19 protein-coding genes are annotated in these 20,562 nt (G+C 64.4%); 10 read left to right on the top strand and 9 right to left on the bottom strand.

From position 1 onward, the window contains the following. Positions 1 to 90 precede the first annotated feature (90 nt). The 7 genes from mutY to corA all read left to right on the top strand — a co-directional run bounded on the left by mutY (position 91) and on the right by corA (position 7,357). Positions 91 to 1,188 carry an A/G-specific adenine glycosylase gene (mutY, locus tag DESFRDRAFT_RS18375; RefSeq protein ID WP_005996467.1) on the top strand — a complete coding sequence of 366 codons (1,098 nt, stop codon included), beginning with the start codon at positions 91 to 93 and terminating at the stop codon, positions 1,186 to 1,188. A 96-nt stretch (positions 1,189 to 1,284) separates the two neighbouring features. Further along, a complete protein-coding gene (locus DESFRDRAFT_RS18370) occupies positions 1,285 to 2,505 on the top strand; it encodes an efflux RND transporter periplasmic adaptor subunit (RefSeq protein ID WP_005996466.1) in 1,221 nt (406 codons plus the stop codon). Positions 2,506 to 2,511: 6 nt separating this feature from the next. Next, the gene (locus DESFRDRAFT_RS18365) at positions 2,512 to 3,027 is read left to right on the top strand and encodes an aminoacyl-tRNA deacylase (RefSeq protein ID WP_005996465.1); all 516 of its coding nucleotides are present in this window, start codon (positions 2,512 to 2,514) and stop codon (positions 3,025 to 3,027) included. 13 nt (positions 3,028 to 3,040) lie between these two features. Continuing rightward, entirely contained in the window at positions 3,041 to 3,727 is a 687-nt protein-coding gene (locus tag DESFRDRAFT_RS18360; protein WP_005996464.1) for an ABC transporter ATP-binding protein, read from the top strand. After that, positions 3,714 to 4,871 carry an ABC transporter permease gene (locus tag DESFRDRAFT_RS18355; RefSeq protein ID WP_005996463.1) on the top strand — a complete coding sequence of 386 codons (1,158 nt, stop codon included), beginning with the start codon at positions 3,714 to 3,716 and terminating at the stop codon, positions 4,869 to 4,871. Before DESFRDRAFT_RS18360 ends, DESFRDRAFT_RS18355 begins: the two co-directional genes overlap by 14 nt. Next, the gene (locus DESFRDRAFT_RS18350) at positions 4,871 to 6,037 is read left to right on the top strand and encodes an ABC transporter permease (protein ID WP_005996462.1); all 1,167 of its coding nucleotides are present in this window, start codon (positions 4,871 to 4,873) and stop codon (positions 6,035 to 6,037) included. The genes DESFRDRAFT_RS18355 and DESFRDRAFT_RS18350 overlap by 1 nt, the downstream gene beginning before the upstream one ends. A 252-nt stretch (positions 6,038 to 6,289) precedes the next feature. Beyond that, complete coding sequence (corA, locus tag DESFRDRAFT_RS18345) at positions 6,290 to 7,357, top strand: magnesium/cobalt transporter CorA (RefSeq protein WP_005996461.1); 1,068 nt, start codon at positions 6,290 to 6,292, stop codon at positions 7,355 to 7,357. 13 nt (positions 7,358 to 7,370) lie between these two features. Here the strand turns inward: corA and DESFRDRAFT_RS18340 are convergent, their stop codons facing one another. Both DESFRDRAFT_RS18340 and DESFRDRAFT_RS18335 read right to left on the bottom strand, forming a co-directional pair. Beyond that, positions 7,371 to 8,291 (bottom strand): dihydroorotate dehydrogenase, encoded by a 921-nt coding sequence (locus DESFRDRAFT_RS18340; protein WP_005996459.1) that lies wholly within the window; start codon positions 8,289 to 8,291, stop codon positions 7,371 to 7,373. Continuing rightward, a complete protein-coding gene (locus DESFRDRAFT_RS18335) occupies positions 8,288 to 9,082 on the bottom strand; it encodes an iron-sulfur cluster-binding protein (protein ID WP_005996457.1) in 795 nt (264 codons plus the stop codon). Before DESFRDRAFT_RS18335 ends, DESFRDRAFT_RS18340 begins: the two co-directional genes overlap by 4 nt. A 194-nt stretch (positions 9,083 to 9,276) precedes the next feature. Between DESFRDRAFT_RS18335 and DESFRDRAFT_RS18330 the strand changes: the two genes are divergently transcribed. From DESFRDRAFT_RS18330 to DESFRDRAFT_RS18320, 3 genes are read left to right on the top strand one after another with little or no spacing between them, the layout of a single operon-like run. Continuing rightward, on the top strand, positions 9,277 to 10,485 hold the full coding sequence (locus DESFRDRAFT_RS18330; RefSeq protein ID WP_005996455.1) for a cyclic nucleotide-binding domain-containing protein: 1,209 nt from the start codon (positions 9,277 to 9,279) through the stop codon (positions 10,483 to 10,485). Beyond that, positions 10,482 to 11,261, top strand: coding sequence for a motility protein A (locus DESFRDRAFT_RS18325; protein ID WP_005996453.1), 780 nt, complete (start codon positions 10,482 to 10,484; stop codon positions 11,259 to 11,261). The genes DESFRDRAFT_RS18330 and DESFRDRAFT_RS18325 overlap by 4 nt, the downstream gene beginning before the upstream one ends. 27 nt (positions 11,262 to 11,288) lie before the next feature. Continuing rightward, positions 11,289 to 12,242, top strand: a complete 954-nt coding sequence (locus DESFRDRAFT_RS18320) for an OmpA family protein (RefSeq protein ID WP_005996450.1) — start codon at positions 11,289 to 11,291, stop codon at positions 12,240 to 12,242. A gap of 540 nt (positions 12,243 to 12,782) precedes the next feature. On the opposite strand, the gene DESFRDRAFT_RS18315 is transcribed toward DESFRDRAFT_RS18320, so the two are convergent. The 7 genes from DESFRDRAFT_RS18315 to DESFRDRAFT_RS18285 all read right to left on the bottom strand — a co-directional run bounded on the left by DESFRDRAFT_RS18315 (position 12,783) and on the right by DESFRDRAFT_RS18285 (position 20,472). Next, entirely contained in the window at positions 12,783 to 13,724 is a 942-nt protein-coding gene (locus tag DESFRDRAFT_RS18315; protein WP_005996448.1) for an aminotransferase class IV, read from the bottom strand. 81 nt (positions 13,725 to 13,805) lie between these two features. Beyond that, entirely contained in the window at positions 13,806 to 14,837 is a 1,032-nt protein-coding gene (locus tag DESFRDRAFT_RS18310; protein WP_005996446.1) for an aspartate-semialdehyde dehydrogenase, read from the bottom strand. Positions 14,838 to 14,985: 148 nt separating this feature from the next. After that, positions 14,986 to 15,858 carry a methylenetetrahydrofolate reductase [NAD(P)H] gene (gene metF / locus DESFRDRAFT_RS18305; RefSeq protein WP_005996445.1) on the bottom strand — a complete coding sequence of 291 codons (873 nt, stop codon included), beginning with the start codon at positions 15,856 to 15,858 and terminating at the stop codon, positions 14,986 to 14,988. A gap of 157 nt (positions 15,859 to 16,015) precedes the next feature. Further along, complete coding sequence (locus DESFRDRAFT_RS18300) at positions 16,016 to 16,432, bottom strand: (deoxy)nucleoside triphosphate pyrophosphohydrolase (protein WP_005996443.1); 417 nt, start codon at positions 16,430 to 16,432, stop codon at positions 16,016 to 16,018. Continuing rightward, on the bottom strand, positions 16,429 to 18,426 hold the full coding sequence (locus tag DESFRDRAFT_RS18295) for an ABC-F family ATP-binding cassette domain-containing protein (protein WP_005996442.1): 1,998 nt from the start codon (positions 18,424 to 18,426) through the stop codon (positions 16,429 to 16,431). Before DESFRDRAFT_RS18295 ends, DESFRDRAFT_RS18300 begins: the two co-directional genes overlap by 4 nt. 194 nt (positions 18,427 to 18,620) lie before the next feature. After that, complete coding sequence (gene leuB / locus DESFRDRAFT_RS18290) at positions 18,621 to 19,697, bottom strand: 3-isopropylmalate dehydrogenase (protein ID WP_005996441.1); 1,077 nt, start codon at positions 19,695 to 19,697, stop codon at positions 18,621 to 18,623. 277 nt (positions 19,698 to 19,974) lie between these two features. After that, the gene (locus tag DESFRDRAFT_RS18285; protein ID WP_005996440.1) at positions 19,975 to 20,472 is read right to left on the bottom strand and encodes a 3-isopropylmalate dehydratase small subunit; all 498 of its coding nucleotides are present in this window, start codon (positions 20,470 to 20,472) and stop codon (positions 19,975 to 19,977) included. Positions 20,473 to 20,562: the final 90 nt, after the last annotated feature.

Genomic DNA, 20,562 nt, shown 5'->3' with positions numbered 1-20,562 from the left:
AAGTCTTGGCAATGCGCCGGGCTTTTCTCGCGGCCCGATCGGTTATATGGCAGGGCGCGTGCGGGGTCCTTGGCCCCGACCGAGGGAAACATGACCGAACAAAACGCCTTTATTCCCCTGCTGCTGGACTGGTTCGCGGCCAATAAGCGCGACCTGCCCTGGCGACGCGCCTACGATCCCTATGCCGTCTGGGTCTCCGAGATCATGGCCCAGCAGACCCAGATGGACCGCGTGGTTTCCTACTTCAACCGGTTCATGGAGCTGTTTCCGGACATCGCCGCCCTGGCCGACGCGCCCGAAGACGCCGTGCTCAAGGCCTGGGAAGGGCTCGGCTACTACAGCCGGGCCAGGAACCTGCACGCCGCGGCCAAGCGGATCATGACCGCGCATGGCGGTGTTTTCCCGGGCGAGCTTGCGGCCATCCGCGCCCTGCCCGGCATCGGCGACTACACGGCCGGGGCTGTCGCCAGCATCGCCTTCGGACGCGACGCCGTGGCCGTGGACGCCAACGTGCAGCGCGTCCTGGCCCGGGCCTGCGACATCGACGTGCCGGTCAAGGAACCGGCCGGCAAGACCAGGGTCATGGAGATCGCCCGGGCGCTTTTGCCGTCCAGCCGGGCCCGGGAATACAACGAGGCGCTCATGGAATTCGGGGCGCTGGTGTGCCGGCCCAAAAATCCCGACTGCGCCGCCTGCCCCATCGCCGGGGCCTGCCAGGCGAAGCACCTCGGCATCGTTAGCGACCGGCCGGTGCTCACCAAGGCCAAGGACATCACACCACTTAACGTGGCCACGGGCGTGCTGCTCCATGCCGACCGCATCTTCATCCAGAAACGGCTGGCCAAGGGGGCCTGGGGCAATCTGTGGGAATTTCCGGGCGGGCGCATCGAGCCCGGCGAGACGCCGCAAGCGGCCGTGGTGCGGGAATTTCGCGAGGAAACGGCCTTTGCCACGGAAGTGGCGACCAAATTGGCCGTCATCCGTCACGGCTACACCACCTTTCGCGTGACCCTGCATTGCTTCCTGTTGCGCCTTGCCGGCGAAAGCAACGGAAATGCTCTTCCCACTCCGGAACTGACCGCCGCCCAGCAAAGCCGTTGGGTACGCCCGGACGAACTGGCCGGCTATGCCTTCCCGGCCGGCCACCGCAAGCTCATCGACCAGTTCGACGGGAGCCTCTGGTTGTAATCGCTCGAAAAAGCGTAACAGATTTTCATCTGTTGCGGCTTGACTCCGGCTTCCTGACTTGCCATGACCCCGGCAAAACTCTTTCACGGGAGCCGCATGAGCGATACCCTAAACGCGCTTCGCATCGACAAGGACGACAAGGCCGCCTCCGGAGCCGGCACATCGCGACGACGCAAGCGCGCCCGCTGGCCGTTTGTCCTGTTGGCGCTCATCGCGGCCGGCATCGCCGCCTGGGCGCTTTCACCGCATACCTTCACCGTCCAGGCCGCGACAGTGGCCCTGGTCTACCCTTCGCGCGCCATCACCAAGCTGACCGCCAGCGGTTATATCGTGGCCCAGCGCAAGGCGGCGCTCGCCACCAAGGCCACGGCCCAGCTCGTCTGGCTCGGCGTGGAGGAAGGCAGCCGGGTGAAAAAGGGACAGGTGCTGGCCCGGCTCGAAAGCGCGGATGTGGAAGCGGCCCGGGATCAAGCGCGGCACGACCTAGAGGCGGCGCGCTTCCAGGTCGCCTCGGCCGAAGCGGAACTGACCGACGCGAAGCTCAACTACAGGCGCATGAAAAAGCTCGTGGCCGGGGACTACGTGGCCCGCTCAGACCACGACGCGGCCAAGGCTCGGCTCGACAAGGCCGAAGCGGCGCTCAAGCAGGCCAAGGCCAACCTGGCCGCCCGCAGCGAGGCGCTCAAGGAAGCCCAGGCCCAGCTCGAATACACCGACCTCGAAGCGCCCTTCAATGCCGTGGTGCTGACCAAAAACGCCGATGTCGGCGATATCATCTCGCCTCTCGGCGCGTCCTCCACCTCCAAGGCGGCCGTGGTCACCATCGCCGACATGGGGTCCCTCGCGGCCGAGGTCGACGTGTCCGAAGCGAGCCTGCACTTGGTGACCGTGGGCGAACCGTGCGAAATCATGCTCGACGCCATCCCCAGCGAACGCTTTCCCGGCAAGGTGCACATGATCGTGCCCACCGCCGACCGCACCAAAGCCACCGTGCTGGTCAAGGTCGCCTTCGATACGCTCGACCCCAGGGTGCTGCCGGAGATGAGCGCCAAGGTGGCCTTTCTCTCCAGGCCGCTGACTGCCGCCGAAACCACGCCCCGGGTGGCCGTGCCTCCCGCCGCCATCGTCGAGCGCGGCGGCAAGCCGGCCGTGTTCCTCGTCAAGGACGGCAAGGCGGCGCTGACGGAAATCGTCCCAGGCGAACCCCTCGGCGACATGCGCACCGTCGCCAAGGGGCTCGAACCTGGAGAAAAGGTGATCGTCTCTCCCCCGGAAAAGCTTCAAAACGGCGACGCCGTTACCCTGACCGAAGGATAACGCGACATGACCCTTCCGCCCCTGTCCACGGCCATTGCCGGAGGAGAAGACGCCGTCCACCTCCGCCTGCTCGAGCGCGTGCGCCAGGCCGGGCTGCCCCATACGGTCCATGCCCATGCCCCCACGCGTACCGTGGACGAAGCCCGGAAGAGCCTCGATTTCGATGTGACGCGCATCGTCAAGACCATCGCCTTCGGCCTTCGCGGCGGCGGCCTTCTCCTGGCCGCGCTTCGCGGCACGCGCCGGGTGGCCTATCCCGGCCTGGCTCGAGCCCTGGGCCAAACCCGTCGCGACCTGGCCGCCCTGTCCCCGGACGAGGTGCCGGCGCGCCTCGGCGTTTCCCCGGGCAGCGTCTCGCCCGTGCCCCTCGATCCGGACACCATCGTCCTTGTGGACGCGGATGTGCTGGCCATCGACCCCACGCTCTACTGCGGCCTGGGGCGGCCGGACCGGACGCTGGAGATCGCCCCGGCCGATCTGCTGGCCCTGACCGGCGGACGCACGGCCGATTTTTCCAAATAAGACGGGAGACCTCATGGCCGACCAGCCCCTTATCGCAATCCGCGACCTGTCCAAGTCCTACCGGCGCGGCGACCAGATCATCCCGGTCCTAAGCGGCATCAGCTTCGATATCGCCCAAGGGGAATTCCTGGCCCTTATTGGCCCGTCCGGCTCAGGCAAATCGACGCTTCTAAACTGCATCGCCGGCATCGACAACGTGGACGCCGGCAGCGTCGCCATCGGCGGCACGGATATCGCCACCTTAAGCGAAGGCGAGCTGGCCAAGTGGCGTAGCCGCCATGTGGGGTTCATTTTCCAGTTCTACAACCTCATCCCCGTGCTTTCGGCCCTGGAAAACGTGGAACTGCCGCTGCTTTTAACCGCCCTCTCCGCCCGGGAACGCACCGAGCACGCCCTGGCCGCGCTGACCGCCGTGGGCCTGTCCGACCGCACCGACCACAAGCCGTCCCAGCTTTCCGGCGGCCAGCAGCAGCGCGTGGCCATCGCCCGGGCCATCGTCACCGATCCGGACATCATCGTGGCCGACGAACCGACCGGCGACCTGGACCGCCATAGCGCCGCCGAGATCATGGCCCTGCTCGGCCGGCTCAACCGCGAACTGGGCAAGACCATCGTCATGGTCACCCACGACCACCGGGCCGCCGAGGCCGCCCATCTGGTGCGCGAACTCGACAAGGGCGAACTGCGTGTTGCTCCTTAGGCTGATCATAAAAAACGCCTTCCGGCACCGCCTGCGTTCGCTGCTCACCATCATCGGCGTGGCCGTGGCCCTGCTCGCTTTCGGGCTCTTGCGCACGGTCCTCGACGCCTGGAACGCCGGGGTGTCGGCCTCATCGGCCAACCGGCTCGTCACCCGAAACGCCGTCTCCCTCACGCAGCCCCTGCCCTATGCCTACAAAAGCCGCATCCGGCAGGTGACGGGGGTGGACATCGTGGGCGCCGGCAACTGGTTCGGCGGCATCTATCTGGACGAAAAGAATTTCTTCGCCAACTTCGCCATCGAGGCCGACGAGTTTTTCAAACTCTACCCTGAACTGCTCGTCAGCCCCGAGCAGCGCCGGGCCTTTCTGGCCGACCGCAAGGCCGCGATCATCGGCCGAAAGCTGGCCACGCGCTTCAACTGGCGCATCGGCGACACCATCACCCTGCGCGGCACCATTTTTCCCGGCGAATGGCCGCTGACCATCCGCGCCATCTACAAAGGGGCCCGGCCCGACACCGACGAGACCGTGCTCTACCTCCACTGGTCCTATCTCGACGAAACCATGAAAAAACGCGCCCCCAGCCGGGCCGGCAAGATCGGTTTTTTCATGATCGGCATCGACGACCCCAGCCGGGCGGCGGAGATCTCCAAGGAAATAGACAAGTTGTTCGTCAATTCCCAGGCCGAGACCCTGACCGAGACCGAGAAGGCCTTCCAGATGGGCTTCGTGTCCATGAGCGAGGCCATCCTCATGGCCATCACCATGGTCTCCTACGTGGTGATTCTCATCATCCTGGCCGTTGCCGCCAACACCATGGCCATGTCGGCCCGGGAGCGGCTGGGGGAATTCGCGGTCATGAAGACCCTGGGTTTCGGCGCGCCGGCCTTGGCCATGATGCTTCTGGCCGAATCCCTCATTCTTTCGCTTTCCGGGGCGCTCTTGGCCGTGGCCCTGATGCCGCCCATCGCCAAGGGATTCAGCACCTATCTGGCCCAGTTTTTCCCCATCTTTTTCGTCTCGCGCCAGACCATCCTCCTGTCCCTCGGTTTCGGCCTTCTGGTCGGCGTGGGCGCGGCCATCGTGCCGGCCGTGCACGTGGCCTCGGTGCGCATCGCTTCGGCCTTTCGGAGGATCGGCTGATGGCCGTCCCCCTGGCCTATTCCTGGCGCAACCTGCGAACGAGGCGGCTTACGACCGTTTTGACCGCCGGCGGCATGGCGCTCGTGGTCTTCGTCTTTACGGCCACGCTCATGCTGGCCGAGGGGCTGCGCCAGACCCTCGTTTCCACCGGCTCGCCCGGAAACGCCATTGTGCTGCGCAAGGGCTCGGAAACGGAGATCCAAAGCGGCATCGAAAGACAAGCCGCCACAACCATGACCACCCGGCCGGAAATCGCCGTGGGCCGCGACGGCCGCACGCTTGCCGCCAGGGAATCCGTGGTGCTCATCGGCCTGACCAAAAAATCCACGGGCAAGATTTCCAATGTGGTGATCCGCGGCACCGAGGCGGCCTCGCTGCCGCTGCGGCCCCAGATCCGCATCGTGGCCGGACGCCTGCCCCGGCCGGGCACGCCGGAGATCATGGTGGGCAAGGCCGTGGCCCAGGGATTCGAGGGGGCCGGGCTTGGCCAGAGCCTGCACTTCGGCAAGCGGCAGTGGCCGGTGGTGGGCATTTTCGACGCCGGCTCCACGGGCTTTTCCTCGGAAATCTGGGGCGACGCGGACCAGCTCATGCCGGCCTTCGGCCGCAACGCCTATTCCATCGTGCTGGCCGGACTGCGCGAACCCGGGCTTTTCAACGCCTACAAGGAAGCCATCGAGGCCGACCCGCGACTCCAGGCCGAGGTCTGGCGCGAGACGCGCTACTACGAAAAGCAGTCGGACATGATGCGCAAATTTCTGACCGTGCTCGGCGTGGCGCTGACCGCCATCTTTTCGCTCGGGGCCATGATCGGGGCCACCATCACCATGTATTCGGCCGTGGCCAACCGCGTGCCGGAGATCGGCACCTTGCGGGCGCTCGGTTTTTCCCGTTCGAGCATCCTCACGGCGTTTCTCATGGAATCGATCTTCCTGGGGCTTCTGGGAGGCGTCATCGGCGTGGGCCTTGCCGCGGGACTCTCCTTCGTCACCTTCTCCACCACCAATTTCCAGACCTTTTCCGAACTGTCCTTCAAATTCGCCCTGACGCCGTGGATCACCGGCCTGGCCCTGGCCTTTTCGATGATCATGGGCATTATCGGCGGCTTCTTCCCGGCCCTGCGGGCGTCGCGCCTGAACATCGTGACCGCCCTGCGCGAAGGGTAGGGGGAGGAGAAGAGGGAAAAGAGAATGCGAGAGGGGAAACCCTTTAAAAAGGGTTCTCCCCTCTCGCGCTCTCCCCTTCCTAAATTTTAAAATGAGGTTGCTGGAGAGGGACCTGGGCATGGAGTGAGGAGAAGACTCGCGTGGCGGGCTATCGTCGACAAAACGTCACACGGCATGGCATGGCGGAAAGAGGCGTTGCGGCTATAATGCCCGCTCGTACCATCCACCAGACCATCCCGCGAGGCAGTCCCCATGCTCAGGCACATGCGTCCCCAGCACGTCAAGGCGAACCAGGAATTCGGCACCGTTTCCTACGTCGGTTCGGCCAAGACCTTCGTCCCCTACGTCAACGTCATCCAGTACGGCGACGGCTCCTTTACCGAAACCCGCTACGAGCACGGCGAAACGCCCGTCATTCCGCCCGCCTCCGAAGACCGCGTCATCTGGGTGCGCGTGGTCGGGGTCCACGATATTTCCGTGATCAAATCCGTCGGCGACGCCATCGAAATGCCTTCCATGCTCATGGAGGACGTGGCCGACACCACCCAGCGGCCGAAATACGAGGAGTTCGGCGACTCCATGTTCATGGTCCTCAAGCTCATCGACATGGACAGGGACCAGGACTCCCCGACCGCCGAACAGGTGAGCATCGCCATGGACGGCGCGGCGGTCTTCACCTTTCAGGAAAACGCCCACAACGTCTGGGACAATTACCTGGACCGGCTGCGCAAGGGACGCCATCTCGGCAAATCCGACCCCCACTACCTGATGCTGGCCCTGCTCGACGTGATCGTGGACCGGTACATGATTACCCTCGGAAAGCTGGGGGACAAGGCGGAAACGCTCGAGGAATTGCTGTTCGAAGCCCAGACCGAGGAGACGCTCTCGAATTTCTACAATTTAAAGCGCGAAACGGCCTACCTGCGCAAATACATCTGGCCGCTTCGGGAAGTGCTGCAGGCGCTCTCGCACAAGAAGCACTCGAAAAAAGTCAGCGATTACGCCAAGTCATACCTGCGCGAAATCGTGGATCACGTGAAGACGGTGGTGGAAACGGTGGATACGCTGAACCAGATCGCCACGAGCATGATCGACGTCTATTCGTCCGTGGCCGACATGCGCATGAACATGGTGATGAAGGTTTTGACCGTGGTCGGCACGATATTCATTCCCCTGACCTTCATCACAAGTCTTTACGGCATGAACTTCGAATACATGCCGGAGCTCAAGTGGCACTACGGCTACTACATCACGCTGGTGCTCATGCTGGCCCTGTCGCTTGGCATGCTTGCCTGGTTCCGCAAGAAGAAGTGGCTTTAAGGCGCGCTGGCCGTCAACTGACGGCGAGGGTCCCCCGGTAGGCGTCCAGGCTCTCGATCCCAAGCTCTTCCATGAGCGCCGGCAACCTTTCCGCTATGCGAAAGGCCATGTCCGGCCGCATGAAATTGGCCGTGCCGATCTGCACCGCGTGCGCCCCGGCCAGGATGAATTCCAGCACGTCCTCGGCGGAGCTTACGCCGCCGACAGCGATGACCGGCGCGGACACCGCCCGGCAGACCTGCCACACGCAGCGCAGGGCCACGGGTTTGATGGCCGGCCCGGACAGGCCGCCGATGACGTTGGCCAGGCGCGGCTTTCGCGTGCGGATGTCCACGCTCATGCCGGTCAGCGTATTGATGCAGGTGAGCGCGTCCGCCCCGCCGAGGACCGCCGCCCGGGCGATCTCCACGATGTCCGTGACGTTCGGCGAGAGCTTCACCCAGACCGGCTTGTCCCTGGCCCGCTTTTTCACGGCCTCGGCGAGTTTGCCCGCCATGGACGGGTTCTGGCCAAAGGCGATGCCGCCGGCCTTGACGTTGGGACAGGAAATATTGACCTCGAGGGCGGCCACGCCTTCGGCGTCCGCCAGCACCCCGGCCAGCTCAGCGAACTCGTCCGCGTCGCAGGCGTAGAGGTTGGCGATGATCGGCGTTTCCGCGTAGGGCAGGCGCGGCAGCTTGTCGCGCAAAAAGACTTCCACGCCGCAGTTTTGCAGGCCGATGGCGTTTAACATGCCGCACGGCGTCTCGGCGATGCGCGGCATGGGGTTGCCGGCGCGGGGCTTCAGGGACAATCCCTTGACCACGATGCCGCCAAGCCCGCGCAGATCGCCGTAAGGCGCGAATTCCAGGCCGTAGCCAAAGGTGCCCGAGGCGGTCATGACCGGGTTTTTCAGGTGCATGCCCGGCAGGCGCACGCTTGCGTCAACGCTCATGACTCCTCCGAAAGCGCCAGTTCCTCGACCCAGAAAACCGGCCCCTGGGTGCAGGTCTGCACATACGTGCCCAGGACGTTTTTCTCCACGCAGCCAAGACACCCGCCAACGCCGCAAGCCATGCGGTTTTCCAGCGACACCTGGGCCCGCACGCTGTACTTGCGGGCAAGCCGCGCCACAGTCACCAGAAAGGGGCGCGGGCCGCAGGCCAGGACCAGTCCGTCGGCATGGCCGGCGATGGTCGTTTCCAGATGCGCGACAAAGGCGGCCAGATCGTCCGGCCCTTTTTCCTGAAAGGCTTCCGCGCTCTTGAGCCCGGCAAAGGCGTCGAAAGGATAGCAGGAAAGCGGCTGGCGGTGGCCGAAAACAAGCGAAAGACGTTCCGGCGAAGGATGCCCGGCGGCGTATTCCACGAACGGGGCCAGCCCCACCCCGCCGGCCAGCATGACCGTCGGGATTTCCGGCTCCAGGGCAAAGCCCTGCCCGAGCGGTCCCCAGACCGTGGCCGTATCGCCCGGAACCAGCCGGCACAAAATCTCCGTGCCCCGGCCGCAGACCTGGACAAACAGGGTCAGCGCCTCGGCCGTCAGCCGGCAGATGGAAAAGGGACGGGGCCAGACCGGATTTTGCCCGAAGGCATGGGGCCTGACCATGACGAACTGTCCGGCCACGGCCGGCGGGAACCCGGGATTGGCCAGGGTCAGCATGTAGCAGCCCTTGGCCGCGCCCTCAGGGCCGACCGGCTCCACGGACAGAATGGAGACGTCGCGGCATGCGTCGTGATTGCCCAAGAAACACCTCGCGCGAAATGATGGGCGGCTTGTACCGCCTTTGCCCGGCCTTGTAAAACAACCGGGCCCCGGGAACAGGAATCGCGCCGCCGCCGCCCGGAGTCCTTGAACTTGCCCGGGGTTATCCGTAGTGTGGATCGGCCGGACGTCCGACCGGACGCGGCCAGCCACGAGCGCCAACACCGGGGATGGGCATGCGACAAGACCTCGACCTCGAAGACGACCACAACGACGGCACCGTACGGACCTTCCACAAAGGGGCGGTCCTTTTTCGTGAAGGCCAGCCGAGCGATGTGACCTACATCATCAAAAAAGGCCGGGTGGCCATCTACCGGGTCGTCAACAACAAGCGGGTGGTGCTCGGCGAACGCGGCCCGGGCGAAATGGTCGGCGAGATGGGCGTCATCACCGCCGCCCCCCGCTCCAGCGCGGCCGAGGCCTTGGAATTCACCGAGGCCATGGTGTGCGACAGCAACCTCATCCACACCATGCTGCATAAAAGCCCCCGCCCGGTCCAACTCCTCACCGGCTACCTGGTCGACCATGTCAAAACGCTCACCGCCCAGGTCACCGACCGCCCCTCGGGCAACGCTTTTCTCTCCGTCTGCCGGGTGACGGCGCTCTGCTGGCAGTCCGCCCCGGGAACCGGAAAGGCCAAGGAACTCAGCTACGCCGAGCTTTCGACCACACTCAAGGACATCGTGCTGCTCAACCAGATCGAGATCGACGCGGTGTTCGAGCGTCTGGCCAAGCTGCATCTGGTTTCCTTAACCGACGTCAAGGCCAGCTTCGCCCGCAAGGACCCCCTGCTCGGAACGTCCAAGCCCGGCACCGCCTTCGTCAAGGACAAGGTCGTGCGCCTGACCGACCCGGACACGTTTTTAAGCGTGGCCAAAAATGTGGCCCGGGACATACGCGACCCGTCGAAGCCCATGGTGGACCTGGAATTTTGCGATCTGGACGCCTTTGCCCGGGAAGCCGGCTCCACGCCTGACATCATTTATAAGAAGCTCGCCTACCAAGAAATTCCCCAAGACCTGTTCTTCTTCCACACGGCCAAGGCCCGGGACTACATCGAGAGGATGGGGGCGGAGTTTTTCAAACAGGCCCGCCGCCCACGCCTCTGCGCCGCCGACCTCGAACGCGTCGACGACATCACGGCCGTGGACAACGCCACCCTCCAGGAAGCCTTCTCCGCCCTGGGTTTCCATAAGGTGGCCGTGGCCATGGCCATGGCCGGCGAGGCGGCCCGGGAAAAAATCCTCAAGAACCTGTCCAAGAAAATCGCCGCCGTGGTCCGCGAAGAAGCCGCGGCCATGACCGAGCCAGACGAGGACGAAGCGGCCGATGTGGAAAAGGAACTGATCGATCGAATCAAGACCATCAAGGGACTGGCGTCGTGAATATCGCAACCGTCATCGGCATCGTCTTCGGCATCGCCATCCTCACCTTCGCCACTGTCCTCTCCACGGACAGCGCCGGGGTTTTCGTCAACTTCCCGGGCCTGGCCATCGTGCTCGGCGGCACACTGGCCTCCACCTTCATCTGCTTTCCGCTCAAGGAAGTCATGCGGGTGTTCAACACCTTCCTCGTGGCGCTCAAACGCGAGGAACTCCCGACGGACCACTACATCGACGCCATCGTGCACATCGCCAGACAGGCCTCCGCCCGGGGCCGCATCCAGCTCGAAATGGCCCTGCCCGGCATCGAAAACGAATTTCTGCAAAGCGCCATCCAGATGCTCGTGGATGGCTACTCCCGCGAGGAAATACAGGAAATCCTCGATACCCGCATAGAACAGACCTACCAGCAGGAACTGTCCTCGGCCGGCATCTACCGCACCATGGCCAAGCTCTCCCCGGCCTACGGCATCATCGGCACGCTCATCGGCCTTATCGGCATGATGCAGTCCATGAGCGTGGGCCTGGGGAACCTCGGCGCGCACATGGCCGTGGCCCTGACCACCACCCTCTACGGCATCCTGCTGGCGAACCTCATTTTCCTGCCCATCGCCGTCAAAGTGGAAAAACGCATCGAGGAGCGCGTCATCCTCATGTGCGTCATCCGCGACGGCACGCTCTTCATCAAGGACAAGACCCCGGCCGCCATCGTGCTCGACAAGCTCAAGGCCTACCTGCCGACGAGGCGCTGGGCCGCCATCGAGCACGAGGAGGCGTAGGCTCCGCCCCCAAGGCAAGGAACAGCCATGAATATCCGCAAGCGACCGGGCGTGCTCAACGTCTCCGATCTGCACAAGATGCGTCAGGACGACGAGGACCTCTGGCCCATTTCCCTGGCCGACATGATGACGCTGCTGTTGTGCTTCTTCCTGCTCATCGTGGCCGTGTCCCACGTGGACCTCAACCGCTACGAGCGGGTGGCCGACTCCATGCAAAAAGCCATGGTGACCGAAAAACCCGCGCCCAAGCCCAAAAAAGCCGAACCCAAACCCGTGGTCAAAAAGACCACGCCCCCCAAGCCCCAGCCCAAACCCGTCGAACAGCCGGCCATGGTGCGCTCCAAGGTCAGCCACACCACCCTGACCAGCGAGCCCGTCGCGCCCCTGGCCCAGGAAAAGCCCAAACCCGAGCCCACTCCCGCCAAGCCGGCCGCGCCCACCGAACAACCCAAGCCCGCCGAATCGGTCAAGGCCGAAACAAAAGCCCCCGCACCCGAATCCGAACGCACCGGCCCGACCCGCAAAAGCCTGGAAGATATCCGTAAGGAACTGACCGCCAAACTCGGCCTCGATACCAGCGCCGTGGAAATCGTGCCCCGCGAAAACGGCGTGGAACTCAACCTGCGCGGCGCGGCCTTCTTCGACCTGGCCAGCGCCGAAATCAAACCCGCCGCCCTGCCGCTTTTGCGCGACATCGCCGCGACCCTGTCCGGCACGCCCTACAAAGTGACCGTCGAGGGACACACCGACAACCTGCCCATCGAATCCTGGCTCTACCCCTCCAACTGGGAACTGTCCTCCGCCCGCGCCAGCCGCGTGGCCCGGTTCCTCATCGACGGCGGCGTGCCCCGCAACCACCTGCGCGTGGAAGGTCTGGCCGATACCCAGCCCGTCGCCCCCAACGACGACGAAGCAGGCCGCCCCATCCCCGAAAACCAGGCCAAGAACCGCCGCGTCGTCATCCTCGTCAGCCCGTCGTAGCGGCTAGCGGGGAGCCGGGAAGGCGCTGATGAAGCGGGGACTCCGCCCCCACGCCCCCGCCAGGGCGCTGCCCTGGACACGCCGGGAGGCCACGGGCCCCCCGGGGCCCCCCTTCTCGCCTCTGGCTTGGCGAGGGTGGCGTTGGCTGGCGGGAAGGTGGAGTGTGGAGAAGATGGAGTCGGAATTTGTCGGGACGCTGCCGCCGCTACGCGGCAGGCTCGTCCCAAGCAAATTCCGACTCCACCACGCTCGCCCCAAAGGGGCGACATTCAGAAAAACTCTCTTTTTCTTAAAATGCGGCGCTTCGCCGCTGGCGCGGTTGTTGCCGCAATCGCGTCCGGCGTCGAGGCGCAACGCGCGTCGTGTCGCCGGGCCGATTGCGGCAACTAACATACGGCGTCCCGCCGCCCCTCAACACCAAACCAACCCCACCCATCCGCACTCCCACCCCACCAGCCCAACCCGGTAAAAGGGGGTCCGGGGGACATCAAGTCCCCCGGCGGGGTCAGGGGCAGAGCCCCTGGGCAAGAGCCCGCTCGCCTAAAACGGCGTGCCGTTGGCGGCGATGTCGGCAACGATGTCCGCCCTAATGCGCTTGGAGACGGGGCCGGGCCGGCCGTCGGCGATGGGGGCGCCGTTGTAGCGGATGATGCTCAGGCAATCGTTGGTGGTGCCGAGGATGAACATTTCCTTGGCGGTGGCGATATCTTCTTCACGGATGCCGGCGAAGACGACTTCGATTTCGTTTTTTACGAGTTCCACGGCGCGCATGAGGGTGGTGCCGGTCAGGGCGTTGTTGAGTTCCGGCACGACGAGGCGTCCGGCGGCGTCGACGATGCAGATGTTTTCGGTGGCGCCTTCGGCCAGGAATCCCTTGTCGTCGTAGCAGACGGGGTAATCCTCGCCGCGCTGGGTGGCCTCGCGCTTCATGAGCACGTTGGGCAGGTAGTCGATGGATTTGATGCGGGCCAAGTAATTCTGTTTAGCCGGGATGGAGGTACGGAAGGCGGTGACGCCCTTGGCGAAGGAGGCATCAGACCGGGGGTGGTATTTGTAGGCCACGATGGTCAGGCTCGGGGTCGGGCAGTCGGCGGGATCGATGCCGAAACTGCCGGGGCCGCGTCCGACGATGACACGCACCATGCCGATATCCGAGCCGCCGGCCCGGCACACGTCGAGGGTAAGTTTCGCGACTTCGTCCCAGGGGCAAGGCGGTTCGAGGAAAATGGCCTTTGCCGAGCGTTCCATGCGGGCGAAGTGGGGCTCGACCTGGTAAAGCTTGCGATCGATGTATTTGAGCGTTTCGAAGACGCCGTCGCCCCGGTGGACGAGGTGGTCGTCCAGGGGGATGAGCATCAGGCGCGGGTCAGTGCCGATGACGCCCAGGCGGTGGTCGTAGTAGGCCAGGACATTTTCGCCACCGGGACGCGGCGCGGCGAGCAGGCGGGAGACGTAGGCATCGACGTCGACGATATCGGGCATGGGAAACTCCTTCATAAAAAAGACGGGGGAAACACCGTAAGATGTTTCCCCCGCTCCCTTGCCTCTTTTGGGCAGGGAAATCTAGGCGGGCACGCGCACCTTGTCGCGGGCGATGATGAGCTCGGCGATCTGCACGGCGTTGAGCGCCGCGCCCTTGCGGATATTGTCGGCCACGATCCAGAGGTGCAGGCCGTTGTCGACGGTGTTGTCCTCGCGGATACGGCCCACGAACACGTCGTCCTCGCCGGCGGCGTGGATCGGCATGGGATAGATCTTCTCGGACGGGTTATCGTAGACGGTGATGCCCGGGGCCTGGGACAGGATGGCACGGGCGTCCTTGGCGGTCAGCTTCTTTTCCGTCTCGATGTTGACGGCTTCGCTGTGGCCGTAAAAGACCGGCACGCGCACGGTGGTAGCCGTCACCCTGATCGAGTCGTCGCCCATGATCTTGTTGGTTTCCTTTATCATCTTGATCTCTTCGAAGGTGTAATCACCGTCGGAGAAGACGTCGATCTGGGGCAGACAGTTAAACGCGATCTGGTACGGGTACACCTTGGCTTCGGGGTCCTTCATATTGAAGAGCTGCCGCACCTGGGTTTCCAGCTCGGTGATGGCCTTCTGGCCGGTGCCGGAAACGGCCTGGTAGGTGGACACGATCACGCGTTTGATCTTGGCCGCGTTATGCAGGGGTTTGAGCGCCACCACCATCTGGATGGTCGAGCAGTTGGGGTTGGCGATGATGCCCTTGTGCCAGTCGACGTCGTCGGGATTGACCTCGGGCACGACCAGCGGCACTTCCGGGTCCATGCGCCAGGCGCTGGAGTTGTCGATGACAACGCAGCCGGATTTGACGGCAAAGGGCGCGAATTTTTTCGAAGTGGAACCGCCGGCCGAAAACAGGGCGATGTCCACGCCCTCGAAGGATTTCTCGGTCATCTCCTCGACGGTCAGCTCGCCGCCGGCATACGGCACGGTGGTGCCGGCCGAACGCGAGGACGCCAGGGCCTTGACGGTCTTGGCCGGAAACTCGCGCTGTTCGAGGGTCTTGAGCATCTCACGTCCCACGGCTCCCGTGGCCCCGGCCACGGCCACAACCCATTCGCCCCTGCCCATACGGTCCTCCAATGTCGGTTGTAAAAAGCCTCTGGCGGCCAGGGAGGCACTGCCCATCCCGGGCCGTCCGCGAGGGAAAATCACGGAAATCCCTATCTAGGCGATTCCTTCACGAAACGCCAGATTTTTATCGAATAAAATTATCGTATTACAAATCAAGACCGGCCACGATGGACAGCACGGCCTCGGCTTTGTTGAGGGTGTAGAGATGCACCCCCGGCGCGCCCCGGGCAATGAGGTCTTGCGCCTGCTTGCGCGCATAGGCGATGCCCGCCTCGGCCACGGCCGCATTGCCTCCGGCCGCGTCGGCCCGTTCGAGCTCGGCCAGATAGGCCGGCGGCAGATGCGCGCCGCACATCCCGACCAGCCGCTTGACGCTGGCGAGGCTCATCACCGGCAGCACGCCCGGGACGATCGGCGCGTCGATGCCCACGGCCCGACACTTATCCACGAAGCCGAAGTAGGCGTCGTTGTCGAAAAAAAGCTGGGTGACCACGAAGTCGCCGCCCAGACAGATCTTTTGGCGCAAAAATTCCAGATCGGCCTCGGGCGAGATGGCCGCGGGATGGCACTCTGGATACCCGGCCACACCGATGCCGAGCCCGGGACGCTCCTGGCTGATAAACGACACCAGATCGGACGCGTGCTGGAAATCGTCGGAATCGGGAACGAAATCCTCCTGTCCCTTGGGCGGATCGCCGCGCAGGGCCAGCACGTTGTCGACGCCGGCCGCGGCCAGGGCATCCAGGAATCCACGGATTTTCTCCCGGCTGGCCCCGACGCAGGTCAGATGGGCCATGGGCTCGAGGCCGTAGGCGGTTTTGAGCCGGGAGACGATCTCCAGCGTATGGGCATGGGTGCTGCCGCCCGCGCCGTAAGTCACGGACACGAACAGCGGGTGGACGGGAATGAGCCGCTCCACCACCTCGAAAAAGCCGGCCCAGGCCTCACGCTGCTTGGGCGGGAAAAATTCCAGGGACACGAACGGCCGCTTCGCCTGGATAAGCTCCTTGATGCGCACGCAGTCTCCTTCGGCTGTGGGGGGAGAAGAAGGAGAGAGTGAAGACCGGGAGGGAAACCCCCTTTTTGAAAAAAGGGGGTTTCCCCCCCGGCCCCCCCTTTCCCTCAAAAACTTTTAAAGGGGTAATTATGGGAGACAATTCCCTTATGGAAATATGCTACTGCAAGACGGCGTCGCCGAGGACCGCCAGCTGCTCCACGATCTCCCTGTCCGCTTCGAGAAAGGGCCTCGATGCGCCCTCCTGCGGCGTCAGCCATTCCATTTCCTGGCCTTCCAGGGGCTTGATCTCACCCTCGTAGGCCCGGATATGAAAAAAATGCAGATGCACCGCAAGGTGCACGTAAGCGTGCTCTTTTTCCTTGAAAAAGGCAATTGAGGTCGGCGTGATGTCCAGTTCCTCCCCCAGTTCCCGCATCAGGGCGGCCTGGACGGACTCGTCGGGCTCGACCTTGCCGCCGGGAAACTCGTACTGCCCGGCCATGGGTTTGCCTTCGGGGCGCTTGACCCCGAGATAGCGTCCGTCCTTCCAGATGATGGCAGCCACGACCGTCACGTTTTTCGGCGCACAGTTCATACGGACTCCAGCAAGGCGGCCCGTCGGGCCTCCAGGTCGGCGATTTCCTCTTCCAGGACCGCCATGCGGGCGAGCAGTTCCTCGGCCGCATGGGACAGGGTCCCGTATTCCTTGCTGAGCTGGGAAAAAAGCTCACGCTTCGCATAGGTCTCGGGATCGGCCATGACGGCCTCCACCTCGGACTGCTTGGCGAGCAGCGTTTCCAGCTCGGCCTCAAGCTTCTCGTAAGCGTCGCGCTTGGGTTTGATGTCGCGGTAGAGCGCGTTGCGCTGTTCGGCCACACGGCGCTTGCGTTCCTTATCCTCCTGGCGGGACGCCTTGGTCGAGGCGGCCTTGACCGCCTGGTTTTCTTCATCAAGCTGGCAGGCGCTTTCCTGTGCCTGCTGCGCCTGGGCGGCTTCGTAGGCGGCGAATCCGTCTTCATAGACGGTCAGCCCGTCCTCGCCCACGGACCAGACCTCGGCCGCGACCTCGCGCAGCAGGTAGCGGTCGTGGGCGACCATGAGGATGGCCCCGGAATAGTCGGAGAGCGCCCGCACCAGCGCTTCGCGGCTCTCCAGGTCCAGGTGGTTGGTGGGTTCGTCGAGGACCAGGAAGTTGGCCCGGGCCGAAAAAAGCCCGGCCAGGACCAGCCGCGATTTCTCGCCGCCGGAAAGCTCGGACACCCGCCGTTCCCAGTAATCCTCACCGAGGAGAAAAAGCCCCAGGATGGAGCAAACTTCCAGATGGGTGGCCTTGGGCCCGGCCATGCGCTTCATCTCGGACATGACCAGGGCGTCTTTTTGCAAAACCTCGGTCTGGTGCTGGCTGAAATAGCCCAGCTTGACGCCCGTGCCGAGAAGAACGCGGCCGGATACGGGTTTGAGCGCCCCGACGACAAGCCTCAGGAGCGTGGTCTTGCCCGCGCCGTTGTGCCCGACCAGCGCCACCTTCTGGCCGCGAAAAAGCTGAAAGGTCAGCGGCGGCCAGATGGGCTCCCGCCCGGGATAGGCATAGGCCAGGTCGGCGGCCGCGGCCACGGTCTTGTCGGACTTCTCGGGCTCGGGCAGCGTGAAATTGAGGGTCTTGGCCCGCACGTCCGGCCGTTCGCTTTTAAGCGCCGCCAGCTCCTTTTCCAGCTTGTCCACGTTTTTGAGCTTGCTTTGGGCCTGCCTGGCCTTGGTGGCCTTGTAGCGGAAGCGGTCGACAAAGGCGTTGTGCTGCTTGATCTTGTTGTCGATGGCCGCGGCCTGCCGCTCCCACTGCTTGTCCATCTCCTCGCGCCAGGCCAGAAATTCGGTGAACGAACCGGGACGCCAGATGGGTTTGACGTCGCCCATGAAAAGCGTGTGCGTGGCCACCCGGTCGAGAAAAATCCGGTCGTGGGCCACGAAAATAAGCACCCCGGGAAAGGCGCACAAAAAGGATTCGAGCCAGGCAACGGCCTCGAGGTCCAGGTGGTTGGTGGGCTCGTCGAGCAGCAGCACATCGGCCCCGGCCGTCAGCACCCGGGCCAGCTTGGCCCGTTCGCGCCAGCCGCCGGACAGGTCGGAAATCGGGGCATGCTGGTTCTCGTCGCTAAACCCCAGGCCCGTCAGTATCGTCTTGGCCCGGTGCTCGGGATTGTAGCCAAGCGTGTGCTCCAGACTCGCCTGCTCATGGGCCAGGGCGTCCATGGCCGCCTTGTCCCCGGCGGCGACGGCCGCGTCGTAGCGGGCCCAAAATTCCTTCCACGACGGCAGCGCGGCCATGACCCAGGCCAGAAGCCCCATGCTAAGGTCGGCCTCATCCATGTCCTGGGCCACGTAGCCCAGGCGCGCGCCGGTGGAGAACGCCACCTTGCCGCCGTCAGGCTCGGACACGCCGGCGATGAGTTTCAAAAGCGTGGATTTGCCCGCGCCGTTTTGGCCGACAACGGCCAAGCGCGTGCCGCCGGGAATCTCCAGGGAAAAATCCTTGAAGAGATCGTAGCCGCCGTAGGACTTGGAAAGATTTTGCAGACTGACTTTGGCCATGACTTCCATCAAAACGCCCGGTATCGGGGCACGTAAGGTCGAAGAAGGCGACGCGTCGCCGGAAACGTCGCCAGCGACGCGCAAGACGCGCCGCCCTGCATACGCAAAAAAGGCCGGGAGAACCAGACCCGCCGCGATGAAAATCATGCGCGGCCACGGCCGGCCCTCCCGGACCCTTCAAAAAGGCTTGGCGGTTAGGCCAGCCGCTCCACCACCAGATCGCCCATGGCCTTGCAGCCAACGAGCGTCTTGCCGGGTTCCATGATGTCGCCCGTGCGATACCCCTCGGCCAGCACCTTGGCGCAGGCCGCCTCGATGGCGTCGGCCGCCGCGGCCTCGTTGAAGGAGTGCTTGAGCATCATGGCCACGGACAGGATGGTGGCCAGCGGATTGGCCTTGTCCTGGCCGGCGATGTCAGGGGCCGAGCCGTGGATGGGCTCGTAGAGGCCCGGATTGCCCGCACCGAGCGAGGCCGAGGGCAGCATGCCGATGGATCCGGTGATGACCGCCGCCTCGTCGGACAGGATGTCGCCGAACAGATTTTCGGTCACGATGACGTCGAACTGGGACGGATCGCGCACGAGCTGCATGGCCGCGTTGTCCACGTACATGTGCGACAGCTCCACGTCGGGATAGTCCTTGGCCACTTCCAGGACCACGGCGCGCCACAGGCGCGAGACGTCGAGCACGTTGGCCTTGTCCACGGAACACAGCTTGCCCCGCCGCTTCCGGGCCGTCTCGAAACCGACCTTGGCGATGCGGCGCACTTCGTGCTCGCCGTAGACCATGGTGTTAAAGCCCACCTTCTCGCCGCCGCGCTCCTCGATGCCGCGCGGCTCGCCGAAATAGGCCCCGCCCGTCAGCTCCCGCACGACCATGACGTCAAGGCCGTTGCCGACGATGTCCGGGCGCAGGCAACAGGCGGCGGCAAGCTCGGGGAACAGCTTGGCCGGACGCAGGTTGGCGAAAAGCCCCAAGGCCTTGCGGATGCCAAGCAGGCCCTTCTCCGGGCGGATGGCCGGATCGAGCGTGTCCCACTGGGAACCGCCGACCGCGCCCAAAAGCACCGCATCGGCCGCCTTGCAGGCGGCAACGGTGGCCTCGGGCAAGGGGCCGCCCGTGGCGTCGATGGCCGCGCCGCCGATCACCGCCTCGCTAAAGGCGAACTCCAGGCCATGCTTCTTCCCCGCCGCTTCCAACACTTTCATGGCCTCGGCCACGATCTCCGGACCTATGCCGTCACCCGGCATCACACAGATATTGTAACGCATCACGTATCCTTACAATGTGTGCCTCCGGCGGCCAGGGGCTCCGCCCCTGGACCCCGCCGGGGGGCCATGGCCCCCCCGGTCCCCCCTTCCGCCGGCTGGCGCTGGCTTCGGCGGCTTGCCGCCGAAGCCAGCGCCAGCCGGGAAAAGGGGATACCGAGAAGAACCATGCTCACCACACAACACTTATAAAAGTTTTTTGGAGGGGGTCCGGGGGAACCTTTTTTTCAAAAAAGGTTCCCCCGGCCGCCGGAGGCATCCCCCTTCCTCTTCTTATTCCCTAAACACGCGCCGCGAGGCGTTCCTTGACGTAGGGCACGAGGCCGCCGGCGTCGAGGATGCCCTTCATGAAGGGCGGCACGGGCTTGCACTGGATCTTTTCGCCCGTGGTCAGATTTTCGATGACGCCGGTATCGGCGTCGACCTTGAGCTCGTCGCCGTCGCTGATCCTGGCCACGTCGTCGCCGATCTCGAGCAGAATCAGTCCCATGTTGAAACTGTTGCGGTAGAAGATGCGGGCGAAGCTGTGGGCGATGACGACGGGGATGCCCGCGCCCAGGATGGCGACGGGGGCATGCTCGCGCGAGGAGCCGCAGCCGAAGTTTTCGCCGGCGACCATGATGTCGCCCTTTTCGACCCGCTTGATCCAGCCGGGCTCCAGGCCCTCCATGCAGTTGGCCCCAAGCTCGGCCGTATCCGTGGTGACCAGGAACCGGGCCGGTATGATGGCGTCGGTGTCGATATGCGCCCCGACCTTGTGCGCCTTGCCATGGTACATAGGTAGCTCCTTATGGGGAGAAGGCGGAGAGTGCGGGGAGGGAACCCCTTTTTGAAAAAAGGGGTTCCCTCCCCGCGCCCCTCCCTCCCC

Source organism: Solidesulfovibrio fructosivorans JJ] (genome assembly GCF_000179555.1).
GTDB lineage: Bacteria > Desulfobacterota > Desulfovibrionia > Desulfovibrionales > Desulfovibrionaceae > Solidesulfovibrio > Solidesulfovibrio fructosivorans.
The sequence above is the reverse complement of the archived record's forward strand: the minus strand, read 5'-3'. Positions and strand labels throughout refer to the sequence as shown.